This window comes from Dietzia sp. B32 (assembly GCF_024732245.1).
In the GTDB taxonomy this organism is placed as follows: Bacteria; Actinomycetota; Actinomycetes; order Mycobacteriales; family Mycobacteriaceae; genus Dietzia.
Map to the genome: position 1 here is coordinate 858,612 of NZ_CP093845.1, position 14,276 is coordinate 872,887.

Below are 14,276 nucleotides of genomic sequence, written 5' to 3' on the forward strand. Positions count from 1 at the left end.
GTCCGGGCGTTCGTGCCCCGGCTAGCTTGGTCTCATTTAAGATCGACGCAATGATCCTACTGTCCCAACCCTCTGACGGTCAGCTTGGCGAGTACCTTTCAGAAACCCTCGAATCTGGCGAATTCGACACACTGAGCGTTGTAGTTGCCTTTGCGAAGAACAGCGGCGTCTTGCGGTTGCGGGAATCTATGCGGAGATTCCGAGACAGCGGTGGAGACCTGCACTTCTATGTAGGTCTAGACATGAACGGGACATCATACGAGGCTCTAGTAAACCTGCTCGCCGTCGCGACCAGTCTCCGCGTCATTCATGACGAGAACGGTCAGACTTTTCACACAAAGCTATACAACTTTGAGGCGCCGGAGCGGTCGGTGCTCGTTGTCGGCTCTCACAACTTCACTGCGGGAGGGTTGTGGTCCAATTTTGAGTCCTCGATTCTGCTGAGCCTGGAAAGCGGGACTCCGGATCACTTGCAAATGCGCCGATCTGTCGACGCCCACCTCAAGCGCCTGCGCGCTCTCACGGATACGACTAAGCTAATCGAAAACGAGGAGGACATCCACACGCTGCTGTCCAACCAATACGTCGAAAAGGAAGTTAAGACGCAGATCCGGCGCCGCCAAGCCGCGGAAGCGACGGCACCCGGCCAACCACTCTTCGGTACCGGGCCGCGTGCGTACTTGCCCTCGCTGCCACGAATTTCTCCTACGGCGCAGGAGGAGCGCACGACGGTGCGGGAGAAATCTGTGACCGCGCCCGGGGAGCCCGAGATAGTCCGGGAGGAACCTGCGAAGGTGCGGGAGGAACCTAGGACCGTGCCGGAGGAATCCACGATCCCGGTTCTCGACGCTAACAAGTCCGGCGACCCAACGCTGTGGCTGGAAACGCGAAAAATGACCGGCGGTTCGCGTAACATTCTCGACCTCTCCAAAACCTCGCTTCTGCACAGCGGCGATGTTGCAGGCACACACTATGAACACACTGAGCCGGGCTTTATGCGCGGGGCAGTCGAGTTCTTCGGAGTCGACCCAGAAGACACCGAGCACGAGAAGGAAATAGTAATTAACTTCGAAGGTATTGACTATTCTGGTAACACCATTAAGTTCCCTGAAGGCGAGCACGCCAATGGCACCTGGAGGGTGCAGATTAAGGGCAAGTCGGCCGACGGAGTGAGGATAACCAAGGTCTTTTCTGAGCTTGCCAGCGGCGGCTACTTCCTACCGCAAAAAATCGTGACCTTCACGCGTGTGCGGGACGACTATTATTACCTATCTGTCTTCAGCGAATCTGACCTAAACGATTTCGTAGATGCCGCGGTGGTAACCGCATACAACGGCCGTACCCGAAACGCCAAGCTGCTCGGCATCTTCTAAAAGCGCGTCAGCCACTCGCGGTGTTTGCTGGCACGATTGCCTGATATTCCGCCGTTGGCCCCGCCAAAGCGCAGCTCGACGGCAACCTCGCTCAGCGCACGACCCTCGGAGACAAACAGGGCGGCGTCGGTCCGGGCACGAAAGGCTTGAGTGAAACCAAGAATATCGAAGTCGAAGCCGTAGTTTGTCGTCCCCGAATAGGGCGGATCAATGTAGACAACTGCGTCTGCAGGAACCTCACCGTCCAAGATCGAGGCGATATCCGTGCGTAACCCGGTGACGCCAGCCATGCGTAGCGTGATCTCACGGACCCGCCGGTACAGCTCTTCCGGCCGGGGCTGCATTGGGTTTGCAGGGCTGCGGCGCACGCTCGTGGCAGTGGGTTGCCAATAGTCTCGGAAAAACGCATTCTTCCAGGCGACGCCGTCCCACCAGAGCTGCTTCCCTCCGAAAGAACAAGACTGCAGGATCGGATAGATTTCCGCCTCAAATTCGGCAGGGTGCTGGCGTGACAGCTCTGCCATGTGTGCTTTTACTCGGCACTTTTCCTCGGGGATGCGGGCGAGATGCTTCTCGAACACCTCGATGCGGAACGTACTCGTACCGACCGCAGCCCAGAAGGCGCCCCACGAACTCGAGTCGAGCATCGTGATGCGCTCAGGCGCAACTCCTCGGTTCACTAGTTCGACGGAGATGGCACCGGACCCGCAGCACAGGTCGAAAAACTGGCTATTCGCGTGTGGTGCGGCATTAAGCAATATGTCCGCGATCTGCGCGGCGACGCGTTGCTTGCCCCCTTGATAGGTACATGGGACTTTCAGAGGCGGCGTCAAGCTGCGACCCGACGTACGAGGATGCGCGCGTATGAGCGCTGTCCGTCGATCATCCCGACCCCGCCCTTGTCGCCTGGGTCCGGAACGTACCCTACGGCGCTGAGAGTCTCGGCCGTGACGTTCGTTCTAGCGTTACCGTTGGCGAGCATCACAATCTCGAACTGGCTCGGATTGTATCGGTCAAGGTAGGTAATGGGTACTCCAATAAGCCCGTCGTAGTCCGCTGGAATGTCCATCGTGCGACTTACCTCGATCGCGTCGTAATTATCGAACCGCGGATAATCGGAGGGATTGAACTTTCGGGTCAATATCAATTCTTCGTGTCGCCGCGCGTTATCAAGGTTGGTAAACCAGCGCACGCCCTTAACGCGAATAAAGCGCCTCCCGGACTCATCAATGCCGCAGTTCGAGGCACCCAAAGGATAGGAGTCTGGCACGTGGAACTTCCGGTCTCCCGAACGGATGGACACTCCGTACCAGACTTTATTGTCGCGGAAGAGAGGAAAAACCTCGCGGTACGTCGCCGCGTTCATGTTCCCGAGGATAAGAAACTTTTTGTTGTGTTCGACCAGTTGGGCCATGTACTCACGAAAAAGACTGAATGGCGGGTTGGTGACGACGATGTCCGCCTCCTTCAGAAGGTCGACGCACTCCGCGGAGCGAAAGTCCCCGTCCCCCTCCAACCAAGAAATCTCGTTGCCCTCCATGTCGAAGACGGTCTCAAGGTCGAGCGAATCATCGGGCAGGATTAGGTCTCCGTCTGGCGTTCGCGTCACGACAGCGATGTATGGCCATTGGCCCGTCTCTAGCTGGTACTCCTGCCCGGCCACCGGGGAGGATGAATAGCACGTCGACGTTAGACTTGCGAGCCCCAGCTCGTCGAAGTGCAAAAGGAAATACCGGAAGAATGCGGACTCAAAGGGGTCATCGCAGTTACATAGCACGTGCTTGCCGTTGAACTGGCCAGGGTAGTGAGCGAGTTCTTTGTCAACATCTTCGTACTGCGTATAAAATTCGTCCTTCTTTGCCCGAAACGCGCGGTTGAGTGCAGCATTCCTCGGCAAGTCTGACGAAGAGGGTCGGTTGTGCCCCGAGGTCGATGGCTGTGAGATTTCGAGATCAAAGGGTATGCGACCGGTGCGGACCACTGCGGCGAGGAAGGCGTTTACGGCGGTGCTCATGGTGATCCCCAGCTCTTTGAAGACCGCGTTGGCTTCGAGCTTGAGCGGCGGCGCGATGCGGATGGTGGTGGTCGGGTTGTAGTTGATCGTTCTCTCCCAACGCGAACTAGAAGTCTTGTAGCACATTGTAGCACAGCGTCTCTTGCGGGAGAGCGTCCATCAAGAGACGCCACAGTGAGTTCGGACTTCCTCTGGCCCTTCTGAATTGGACGAGCCCCATTGCGCTAGGCGGGCAGATTTCGGAACGCCTTCGGTGGTTCTTAAGACCAAGCCACCTTCGGCGAATTCCTCGCACTAACCAGAATTTTCGGGGAACGTGTCATGGTCCCGAACTTTGCGAATTGAACGTCACAGCTATCTCAGTTCACAGCATTAACGGTGTGTGTGTGAGATAGAGTGCCCCCAGTCGGACTCGAACCGACACTGAAACGGTTTTAAGCCGTTTGCCTCTGCCAATTGGGCTATGGGGGCTGGTCCGCCCCGCCGGGGCGGGGCCGGGTGGCGCGCAGTGCGCCACGGGCCGGGTTTAGCCGGCCAGCCGGGTCAGCACCGACATCGCGATGCCGTCCAGGATGTCTTTCTCACTCACCGTGAGCTCCGACAGCCCCGCGCGCTCTGCCATCACATCACACAGAGCCTGGACCACGATGGAGCCCCCGCCGATCACATCCGCGCGGCCCGGGTGCATCGGCCCCAGGCTACGGCGTTCAGTGACCGTCGACGCCACCAGGCGGTCGCACACCTCGCGCATGCGATCCAGCGCGATGACGCTGCCGTGGATCCGCTCGGGGTCGTACTCCCCCAACCCCTGCGCCAACGCAGAGAGCGTCGTGAAGGTGCCGGCCACGCCCACCCAGCGGGCGGCGCGGCCGACCGGGACGTCGCCGGCCTCGGCCAGCGCGTCGGCGATCACGGCCCGTGCCTCGGCGATCTCGTCCTCAGTCGGCGGATCCGAGTGCAGCACCCGCTCGGTGATCCGCACGCAGCCCACGTCGAGGCTGCGGGCGCCGAGTATCTTCACCTCGCCGCGGACTAGCTCGCCCACGACGATCTCCGTGGACCCGCCGCCGAGGTCGGTCACCACAAACGGGCCGTCGGTAGGCGACAGGTCCGACACCCCGCCGGCGAAGGTCAGCTCCGCCTCGGTCTGCCCGGAGATCACCTCGGCCTGCGCGCCCGGGAAGTGCTCGCCGAGCACCTCGGCGGCCATGTGGAAGAACTCGTCCTTGTTGTCCGCGTCGCGGGTGGCGGAGGTGGCCACCATGCGCACCGCCTGCACGCCGAGCTCGGCCATGGTCGCCGCGTAGTCGGTGAGCGCGGTGCGGCAGCGGGAGATCGCGCCCTCGGACAGCCGTCCGGTCGCGTCCACGCCCTCGCCCAGGCGGATGATCCGCATCTCGCGCACCACGTCGGTCAGCCCGGCCTCGCCGGGGGCGCCCTCGGCGACGAGCAGCCGGATGGAGTTGGTGCCGCAGTCGACAGCTCCGACCCGAACACGGCCAACTCGCACTGAGCCGCTGCGTTCCTCTCCGGCAGCCGAACTCACTGCTGGTCCATGGCCATGTAGTCCGGGATCCCCAGCTCCTCGGGGGTCGGCCAATCCTCCGGCAGCGCCGTGCCGCGCAGCCCGGCCTCGCAGGCCAGCGCCACGGACTCGTCGCCCAGCCAGACCACGCCGGGCCCCTCCGCGAGCGCGTACGCCATGAGCACGTGCAGGCACTTGACACGCTCAGGCATGCCGCCGCCGCTGAAGTCCGTGCCGAGGTCCTCGATCTCGTTGCGCTTGGCGAGGAACCGCTCGTGCGCCTGCACGTAGTTGGCGGCCAGCTCGGGCTCCTGGGCCAACCTCGTCGTCATACCTCTCATGATCCCCGCGGACTCCTGCCGACTCGCCTCGGCGGTGAGCCGCGGATCGGTGAGGTAGTACAGCGTGGGGAACGGGGTGCCGTCCTCCAGCCGCGGCGCGGTCTTGACCACCCCGGGCTGACCGTCGGGACTGCGGTAGGACACCTCCAGCACGCCCCGCGGCGGCCGGCCCAGCTGGGCCTGGATCGCGTCGAGGTCTTCGCTGGACACGCTCTGCTCGGCGCTCACGCTGGGGGGTCCTCCTGTGATTGATCTTGGACGCCGCCCGGGATGGGGGCGGCGGGGTCGTCGGCACCGGGCACGCCGGGCACGACCGGCACCGGCGGGGTGTCGGGGCCACCGGGGATGGACGTGCCCTGGAGGACCGTCGAATCCTCCGGCATGATCGGCTCCGCGGGCTCGGCGATGGAGTTCCACACACGCGTCTGCCACGGCTGCGCCGCCAGCTCGGCGGCCTTCTGCTCGGCCACGGCCTGCTCGACCGGGTCGACCATGGACACGCGGTACGGGGTCTCCCCCGGCTTCACGGCGCCAAAGCGGATGCGCGCCTGCTGCTCGATGTACGCCGGGTCCGAGAGCATCTGCTCCTCGGCCTCGAGCTCGGCGATCGTCGCCTCCAGCGCAGCCCGCTCCTGCGCCACGGTCTTCTCGTCGCGCAGGAACTGGTAGTGATTGCGCAACGGGAACGACACGGTGACGAGCAGGATGATGGCGACGACGGCGAGGAGTCCGATCCGCCGCGGGGTGTAGTTCCGCGGGCCCAGCAGGGTGTCGGACAGGTCCGTGCGCGTGGTGAGGCGGTGGGCCTCCGGATGCGCGGTGGTGCCGACCCGGCCGGAGCGGGCAGAGGCCGGGACGGGCCGGTCCCGTTCGCGGCTCGGCGTCCGCCGGCGGGTCGGCTCACGGCGGGTGGGGTCAGCGGGCTGGTCGGCACCGCTCTGCCCGTCGACCCCGTCGCGGCCGACAGCACCCGGGCCGCGGCCGGTGCTGCTCCCCCGGTCCGCGGCGGTCCCACGGCCCGTCCCGTTCGCACGGCGACGGATGGCGCCCGACGCCTCCCCGGGCCGCCGGGACGCCGCGCGATCGCGTGCGTCTCCCCGGCGGTCCGAGGGGCGGGGCGGGCGGGCCATGCGCCTTCCTTTCCGACTACGTGCCCGTCAGCGGTGAACTGCTGACGGGCGGTGTTGGTGCCGTCAGGCGTTGAAGCGCGGGAACGCCTCGGCGCCGGCGTACCGGGCGGCGTCGCCGAGCATCTCCTCGATGCGCAGCAGCTGGTTGTACTTGGCCACGCGCTCGGAGCGGGCCGGGGCGCCGGTCTTGATCTGGCCACAGTTGCAGGCCACGGCGAGGTCGGCGATGGTCGTGTCCTCGGTCTCGCCGGAGCGGTGCGACATCATCGAGGCGTAGCGGTTGCGGTGGGCCAGGTCCACGGCGTCCAGCGTCTCGGTGAGGGTGCCGATCTGGTTGACCTTGACCAGCAGGGCGTTGGCCAGGCCCTTCTCGATGCCCTCGGCCAGGCGCTGCGGGTTGGTGACGAAGAGGTCGTCGCCGACCAGCTGGACCTTGTCGCCGATCATGTCGGTCAGGGTCTTCCAGCCGTCCCAGTCGTCCTCGTCGAGCGGGTCCTCGATGGAGACCAGCGCGTACTTGTTGACGAGCTCGGCGTAGACGTCGGCCATCTCGGCGGCGGAGAGCTGCTTGCCCTCGAAGTGGTACTTGCCGCCGGAGTAGAACTCGGTGGCGGCGACGTCGAGCGCGAGGGCGACGTCGGTGCCGAGGGAGTAGCCGGCCTTCTCGATGGCCTCGGCGATGAGGTCGAGCGCGGCGGTGGTGGACTCGACGGAGGGGGCGAACCCGCCCTCGTCGCCCAGGCCGGTCGACAGGCCGCGGTCCTTGATGACGGTCTTGAGGTGGTGGTACACCTCGGTGCCCATGCGCAGGGCCTCACGGAAGGTCGGCGCGCCGATGGGGGCGATCATGAACTCCTGGACGTCGACGCCCGAGTCCGCGTGGGCGCCACCGTTGAGGATGTTCATCATCGGCACGGGCAGCACGTGGGCGTTGGCGCCACCGATGAAGCGGTACAGCTCGAGGCCCGAGGACTCGGCGGCGGCGCGGGCCACGGCCAGCGAGACGCCGAGGACGGCGTTGGCGCCGACGGTCGACTTGTTGGGGGTGCCATCGGCGTCGAGGAGGGCCTCGTCCACGACGCGCTGGTCCTCGGCGGGGATGCCGATGACGGCGGGGGCGAGAACGTCCAGCACGGCCTCGACGGCCTTGGTGACGCCCTTACCCATGTAGCGGTCGTCTTCGTCGCGCAGCTCCACGGCCTCGTGGGCGCCGGTGGACGCACCGGACGGCACGGCGGCGCGGCCGAACGAGCCGTCGTCCAGAAGCACCTCCACCTCGACGGTGGGGTTGCCTCGCGAATCGAGGATCTCCCGGGCTCCGACCTGCTCGATAAGCGCCATCTGTGCTCCTTGGGGGAAGTTCGTGGGTTCGTGTGCGTGGCCGGCGCCGCTGGGCGGGCGCAGTCCGGGGCCCATTGTTCCACGTCGATCTACAGGGCGGGCCGAGGCTGGGCCGGGGGGTGGACCGGCGGGCCCACCGGCGACACCTCCCCCCGAGTCCAAAGTCGCACAACCGCGGATAAGCACTGCGCGCGTGAACTATGTTCCGGGCATCAACTCGATGAGAGGAAAGTCCAGTGACAGAAACTCTTCCGCTCCTGACGCTCGGGCTCCTTGCGGCCATCGTCCTGGGAGTCTTGTGGCATGCGAGTGCTCAGAAGAGATGGCAGGCACAACTCACGGCCATCTCCACGGAACTGTCGCAGGCTGAGCAGCGGCATTCAGCGACGCTCTCTGAGGCACGGGCAGCGCATAGTCGCGCTATTGCGAACGAGCATGACTTCTACCGTCAGATCCGTTCACGTCTTCAACTCTCAGCCGGGGAGAGAACATCTCGCGCGCATATCTTGTCGGCGTGCCGTGAAGCCAGGATTGACGCGGTAGTCATGTCGAACGTGTTGTTCAGACCACCTGAGGCAGCTGATGGCAAGGTATTCCACGCTCAAGTCGACCACCTCGTGGTGACTGAACGCGGCCTGCTGATTGTGGAGAGCAAGTACTGGAAGTACGCCGTATTCGACGGGGTCGACTTCCGCGCGCAATCTGATGCGCTGCACATCTTGTTCGGTGATCTCGTCGGGGACCTGACCCGCCAGCAAGCAGTGCATCTGTACCGCGAAGATGACCACGTAAGGCTCAGGACGTCGAGCCCGGCGGGTCAAGCGCGTCTTCAGGCGCAACGACTCAGCGCTTTCCTCACGACGCGTGGGATCACACCGCCATGGGTTAATACCTGCGTGTATTACTGCCACCCCGACAGCAAGGTACACCACGCCGACTTCAACAACCAGACTGCCATCGTGAGTACCTACCCGGCCCTGGGCCGCACGATCATGTCCACGCAGACCGCGGGAAATGCTCGAGTCAATGTCGATTCGATCGTTAGCGTCCTGGCACCATTGAGCACCGATACAACCGGCACCGGAATTCACAGACACAAGTGGACAAGCATCCTCGACGCGTGCTCAGAAGACGCGTCCGGCGGCACGTCATTCCAGTCATCAAACGTCGGTCGTCACGCTCGCGCGCCGATGTCCGCAATAGCGTCGTCAAGGTCCGAGTCGCCCACATCCACGTAGCGGCCCGCCTCCAAGTCATCCCAGCCCAGCTCGATTGCTGCACGAAGTGTCGCAAGCCTGACTACGTCCTCACTATTCCGGCTCTGCATACTCATCACCCCTGTCGGGAAACTATGCCAATTCTTCGCCTCCGACGAGGTCCTGCGTGAATACGAACCAACCCGCAGCAAGAACTCTGGCCGCGGCGGACCCGCGTCGTCGTCGTGATCGTCATGAACTTCACCCGGAACGCGCGGCCTTACTTCGGTTCCCCACGCTCGCCCCAGCGGTTCGGCGGGGCGCCCACCAGCGGAAACCGGCGTCGACGCACCCGGCCCCTAGAGTGAGCCCGACCCCGCCGGGACCACCCAGGAGAACACCGTGGACTCACTTGCCCTCGCCGCCGCCCGCAACGGCGGCGAGATCTGATGGCTGCCCGGTCCTCGCGCAAGGCCACGACCAGGCGCAAAACGAGTTCCTCGCGGTCGATGGCAGCAAAGAAGGCGGGCTCCACGCGGGAGAAGGCGACCAAGAAGATCAGCGCGACGCCTGCGGTTCCGTCGATCCCTCCCGGCCAGCGGGTGTGGCTGCTGGAGCTCCCCTGGGGAGGGCTCGACGGCGGGATACCGGCCGGGGTGACCTACTACAAGTCACTCACCGCGCACGCCTACGTCGGAACTACCCTGCCGAGCGCACTTGAGGCCTACGCCAGCAAGCCGTACTCCTACCTGCGGTGGCTGGAGGACGAACTCAACGGCAGCGAGGGCCCGGGCGCAACCGCCGCACCGATGACGCTGCGCCCGGAGCAACGCACGGACGTGGACGCGATCGTCGCGGCTGCCGAGCAGCAGTTTCGGCAGGTCCACCTGGCCAACGATGTGGGCACCGGAAAGACCCTGGTGGCGGTGGCCGCGGCGAAAGCCATCGCCAAGATGCGCGGCGCACACACGGTCCTCGTGACTGTGGACCGGCCGGCCCGCATCACCATCCCGTCGTGGCGTCGCACCATCGCCGCGCTGGGCGATGACGGCCTCCGGTGGATCATCATGTCCTCCGACAGCCTCGGCAAACTCATGGCGCGAAACGGGCGCCCGCGGCTCAAGGTCGACGTCGCGGTGATCGACGAGGCCCACCAGTTCCGGCACGCCAGCAAGCGCACCAGCTACATGCGACGTCTGACCCGCATGGACGGCCCGCACGAGAAGGCGCCGTTCGTGCTGTCGATCACCGCCACCCCGGGCCATCACCCGGGCGAATGGGGATACCTGTCGTCGCTGTATGCGCAGGTCCACGGCGATTCCCCGGCCGCGTGGACGGACTTCGGGCGGGCCCTGTCCGAGCGGGGCGTGCCCCTGGAGACCTCGTACGGCAAGTGGACGTGGACCGCGGAGGCCAAGGACTCGCTACCGACGCAGCAGGCCGCGATCAGCGACGTGCGCGACATCCTGCTGCGGCACGAGCCGCCGCTGATGCTCACCCGGTCAGCGCCGTGGGGCCCGCCTCCGTTTGATGTGGACCTGGTGGAGCTGACCCCGGACCAGTGGCGGGCCTACGAGCTGGAGTGGGGCGACTTCCAACGCGAGATGCAGCTGGCCCGGACGGGCAACAACGTCGCCCGCGGGCTGGCCGCACTGGTGAGGCTGCGTCAGAAGGCGTCGATGATCCGGGTCGAGCACACGGTCGCGGCGGCGAAGGCCGAATTCGAGCGCGGCTACCAGGTTCTGATTGCCACCGAGATGGTGTCCACCGCCGCTCACCCTGTGGCCGAGATGCTCGAGGCCGACGGGATCCCGGTCGCACGGATCTATGGCTCGAACCCGCAGGCCGAGTCCGAGCGGATGCGGTTCCAGCGGGGCGAGGCGCCGGTGGTGGTGTTCAACACGCCCACCGCGATCAACCTGCAGGCCCGAGAGCAGTTCGCCGACGGCTCGTTCGCGACCGCCACCCCGCGCAGGGGCTTCTTCCATCAGGCCCGCTACTCGGGGCTGCTGGCGGAGCAGACGATGGGCCGCGCACACCGGAACCATCAGGTCTGCGCCTGGTCGCTTCTGGCGGCGGCCGGCACGATCGAGGAGCGGGCCGGGACGGTGATGCTGTCCCGTCTCATCGCCTCGGCGACCAGCACCGATGCGGACGCCTCCACCTTCTCCGAGGTGGCCCGGGCGTTCGGTATCGACTGGATCCCCGCCGTCCGACTGGCGGACGAGCTCGGCTAAGACGCCGCTTCCGATTCGATCGCGCTGCACCGAGCTGCCTCGGTGCGCCTCACCGATGCCGAACTCGTTTCCGTCATGGCCCGCTCCGAGAGAGCTCAGCTCACCCGGTCTGAGGCGATCCTGTGAAGTGGCTTGAAAGTACTCGGAAACCTGATAGTCACCGGCCCATTACGCTGGGAACGCTACTGTCCATAGATGCCCTTGTCGGATATTACCCGCCCCGCAGTAGACGCCGCGCTCGGCGAATTCGACCGATTGGGGCGTGAGTCGTTCTTGCACAAGTATGGCTTCGGGAAGGCACGAGACTATTACTTAGTTCGAGATGGAAAGCACTACGACTCGAAGGCTATAGCGGGTGCCGCGCATGGGTTTCTCGCGGGACGCTCCGCACTATTGGCGAGCGAATTCTCTGGTGGCGCCGCGACGGTTGCTGCGCAGCTGGAATCACTCGGCTATGTGATGACGTCTGATCGACCGCGAGATTAAAAGGAGTACGTCTCCGTTCGGATCCGCGCAGGGCTGCCCGGTGACACGCTTGGGGAATCCGGCGCACTTTTAACACCGCGACAATTATTCCCGAGGAGACCCTGATGGCATACGGACTGCACAGCGACATCGACGGGGACCTGCACCTGCACTCAAACGACCCCGACAGCGACTCGTGGCTTGTAGAGGCGATCTGGCCTCCCTCCACGGAATTCGAAGTGTGTGAGCACACAAAGAACTGGTCCACCTACGGGATCACGCATGCGCGTAATGCGTGGTACGTCCACCTCTGCTCTACGATTCGCATCACCGACGGGGCCGGGAACACCACCGAGCACACCGTGCATTCGTACCCAGCCATCCGTTCTGGCAACTGGGACTGGCCCCAGCCCTCTGTATCCGAAGACAGGCCGATCAAGCTCAATCGAGCGCCATGGGGCGTCAGAATCCGTCGGGCGGTCCGTCGAACTCGCGGACAATGACCAACTGAGCGCTCACCGTCCTCGGGTGCCAGTCACGACACGCAGACAGGTTCAGCGAACGCCCTCTTCGTCGTCACCTACGTGGTCCTTCCCACAACCGGCGTGATCGGACCCCGGCGGCACTCGTCCGCCTCTCCGATATCGGCCCCGCTTGGGGTGGACGCATTTCCGCGGCCGATAGTTGCACCTCGACCTGCTGGCCGGCACCAGACTTTCGCCCCAATATCGCTGAACCACCCGACGGCACGGCCGATAGACTCCCAGAGTGCGGCTTCGTCCCATCGACCTCGTGGATGTCCTCGCCTATCTCGTCGTCCTGGGCGTGTTCATCCAGCTCTTCCCCGCGGTCCTGTCGGAGACGTTCCTGCTGGCGCTTCTCACAGCGGTCCTGCTCAAGGTCGTCCTGGAGATCGTGCTGCGGGTCAAGAAAGGGCTTGTGGGTCGCATCCGCTCGGACAGGACGCTCCCGGTTCGCGTCGTGAACGTGGCCGCGCTGGTGTTGGTGCTGCCGGGCAGTAAGTTCCTGGTTCTGGAGCTGGTCGCCCTCGCCTTCGGCGACGCCGTCCAACTGGGTGGCTTCGTCGCGGTGACCGCCCTCATCGTGGCACTAATGCTCGCTCGCGGTGGCATGCGGCGGCTGCTTGCGAAAGGTGAACAGTGACCCATCACGAGATTGTTCGAACAAAGGACGGCCGCGACCTCGATGTGCGCGACACGGGTCCGGTCGAGGGATTCCCGCTCGTCTATCACCACGGCACGCCGCAGGGCGCGGTGCCGTTCCCGACCCTGGAACGCGCGGCAGCAGACCTCGGGCTCCGGGTCATCTCCTACTCGCGGCCCGGGTACGGGTCGTCGTCCCCGCGCGGGGACGGGCCGACAACAGCGCAGGTCGCCGACGATGCCGCCGACACCGCCACAGTCCTCGACAGCCTGGGCGTCGGCGAGTTTCTGACGATCGGCTGGTCCGGAGGAGGACCGCGGGCGCTCGCCTGCGCAGCGCTTCTGCCCGGGCGATGTCTGGCGGCCGCCTGTTGCGTCGGCATCGCCCCGGCAGACCAGTACAACGGCGACATCCGCGACGGCATGGCCGAGGAGAACGTCGCGGAGTACACGGCCGCCCTCACCGGCGTCGAGGCGCTCGAGGAGTTCCTGGAGACCCAGACCGGGTTCTTCACCGTGAGCGCCGAGGACGTCGCCGCGGGGCTCGGCGCGCTCGCCCCGCCGGTGGACCGCGCCGCGCTCGACGGGGAGCTCGCCGGGTACCTGGCCGCCTCGGTCAACGCCGCAGGCCATCAGGGCATCGTGGGATGGCGCGACGACGACCTCACCCACACCCGCCCCTGGGGCTTCGACCTGCCGGAGATCACCGTTCCGGTCTCGATCTGGCAGGGCCGGCTGGACGCGATGGTGCCGTTCGCCCACGCACAATGGCTGGCGGCGAACGTCGCCGGCGCCCAGGCTCATCTGGTCGAGGGCGAGGGGCACCTCTCCCTCATCCAGAAGGCCCCGGAGATCCTCGACGATCTCCTGCGGCTCGGTGGCGTGGGTCAGGTCTGACGTCCCCGTCCGCCAGGGCCTCCGAGGATGCGGCGAGTGGGCCGCGCGACCACCAACCCGAGGTTCGCGACGCTCAGCAGGCCGAACACCCACCAAAACCCGTAGAAGAACGTCTTCTGCTCCGACGAGAGCGCTGCGACGGGGGTCCACATGAGGGCGATCTCGCCGACCATCCACCCGAGCTGGGCGAGTGTCACGGCAACAGCGAAGTACCACTGCCAGCTCGAGGGGCCGCCCCGACGCCTCCCCCGCCGCGACGACGCACGCAGGCCTCGGACCAGGAGCGCGGTGAGCATGGCTCCACCCAGGCCGAGGAGACCGAGGACCACGCCCGGGAGGAAGTAGTCGCCGAAGGGCGTGTTCTTTAGCCACGCGGTATCGAAGCCCATGGCGGACCCGTCCGGCGAGAAGCTCAGGCCGACGCTGCCCCCGAACGCCATCACCGTCCAGATCGCGATCCCGGCGGTGAGCGAATACGCGGCCCATGGGCGCTTGGAGGTCACAGCGGCGCTCCTTCCGAATTGCCTGCACGAGCGGGTCGGCTGACTGGACCTCATTGTGCTCCCGGCAGGCGCGGTGAATGATGAGGATCGA

At 65.3% G+C, this 14,276-nt stretch carries 12 protein-coding genes and 1 tRNA gene; 5 read left to right on the forward strand and 8 right to left on the reverse strand.

Annotation, left to right across the window (positions count from 1 at the left end; translation table 11 throughout):
• The first annotated feature begins 50 nt into the window (after positions 1–50).
• Entirely contained in the window at positions 51–1,373 is a 1,323-nt protein-coding gene (locus L8M95_RS04085) for a phospholipase D family protein (RefSeq protein WP_260488169.1), read from the forward strand.
• Here the strand turns inward: L8M95_RS04085 and L8M95_RS04090 are convergent.
• From L8M95_RS04090 to eno, 7 genes are all read right to left on the reverse strand, one after another.
• Positions 1,370–2,206, reverse strand: coding sequence for a hypothetical protein (locus L8M95_RS04090; protein WP_260488171.1), 837 nt, complete (start codon positions 2,204–2,206; stop codon positions 1,370–1,372). The two genes, L8M95_RS04085 and L8M95_RS04090, sit on opposite strands and share 4 nt — an antisense overlap.
• Positions 2,203–3,513, reverse strand: coding sequence for a type II toxin-antitoxin system RelB/DinJ family antitoxin (locus tag L8M95_RS04095; RefSeq protein WP_260488173.1), 1,311 nt, complete (start codon positions 3,511–3,513; stop codon positions 2,203–2,205). Before L8M95_RS04095 ends, L8M95_RS04090 begins: the two co-directional genes overlap by 4 nt.
• A gap of 271 nt (positions 3,514–3,784) precedes the next feature.
• Positions 3,785–3,858: transfer RNA gene (locus L8M95_RS04100), tRNA-Leu, on the reverse strand.
• 55 nt (positions 3,859–3,913) lie between these two features.
• Positions 3,914–4,897: a Ppx/GppA phosphatase family protein gene (locus tag L8M95_RS04105; RefSeq protein WP_260488175.1), complete on the reverse strand. Its 984-nt coding sequence runs from the start codon at positions 4,895–4,897 to the stop codon at positions 3,914–3,916.
• Positions 4,898–4,929: 32 nt separating this feature from the next.
• Positions 4,930–5,481 carry a DUF501 domain-containing protein gene (locus tag L8M95_RS04110; protein WP_260488177.1) on the reverse strand — a complete coding sequence of 184 codons (552 nt, stop codon included), beginning with the start codon at positions 5,479–5,481 and terminating at the stop codon, positions 4,930–4,932.
• On the reverse strand, positions 5,478–6,383 hold the full coding sequence (locus L8M95_RS04115) for a septum formation initiator family protein (protein ID WP_260488179.1): 906 nt from the start codon (positions 6,381–6,383) through the stop codon (positions 5,478–5,480). Before L8M95_RS04115 ends, L8M95_RS04110 begins: the two co-directional genes overlap by 4 nt.
• A 63-nt stretch (positions 6,384–6,446) precedes the next feature.
• Positions 6,447–7,724 (reverse strand): phosphopyruvate hydratase, encoded by a 1,278-nt coding sequence (eno, locus tag L8M95_RS04120; RefSeq protein WP_260488181.1) that lies wholly within the window; start codon positions 7,722–7,724, stop codon positions 6,447–6,449.
• A gap of 236 nt (positions 7,725–7,960) precedes the next feature.
• Here eno and L8M95_RS04125 point away from each other — a divergent pair, with 236 nt between their 5' ends.
• From L8M95_RS04125 to L8M95_RS04140, 4 genes are all read left to right on the forward strand, one after another.
• On the forward strand, positions 7,961–8,962 hold the full coding sequence (locus L8M95_RS04125; protein ID WP_260488183.1) for a nuclease-related domain-containing protein: 1,002 nt from the start codon (positions 7,961–7,963) through the stop codon (positions 8,960–8,962).
• 467 nt (positions 8,963–9,429) lie between these two features.
• Complete coding sequence (locus tag L8M95_RS04130; protein WP_260488184.1) at positions 9,430–11,157, forward strand: DEAD/DEAH box helicase family protein; 1,728 nt, start codon at positions 9,430–9,432, stop codon at positions 11,155–11,157.
• A gap of 1,233 nt (positions 11,158–12,390) precedes the next feature.
• Positions 12,391–12,786: a hypothetical protein gene (locus tag L8M95_RS04135; protein ID WP_132061785.1), complete on the forward strand. Its 396-nt coding sequence runs from the start codon at positions 12,391–12,393 to the stop codon at positions 12,784–12,786.
• Complete coding sequence (locus L8M95_RS04140; RefSeq protein WP_260488187.1) at positions 12,783–13,682, forward strand: alpha/beta fold hydrolase; 900 nt, start codon at positions 12,783–12,785, stop codon at positions 13,680–13,682. The genes L8M95_RS04135 and L8M95_RS04140 overlap by 4 nt, the downstream gene beginning before the upstream one ends.
• Here the strand turns inward: L8M95_RS04140 and L8M95_RS04145 are convergent.
• Positions 13,673–14,185 (reverse strand): hypothetical protein, encoded by a 513-nt coding sequence (locus L8M95_RS04145; protein WP_260488189.1) that lies wholly within the window; start codon positions 14,183–14,185, stop codon positions 13,673–13,675. The two genes, L8M95_RS04140 and L8M95_RS04145, sit on opposite strands and share 10 nt — an antisense overlap.
• Between the last annotated feature and the right edge of the window lie 91 nt (positions 14,186–14,276).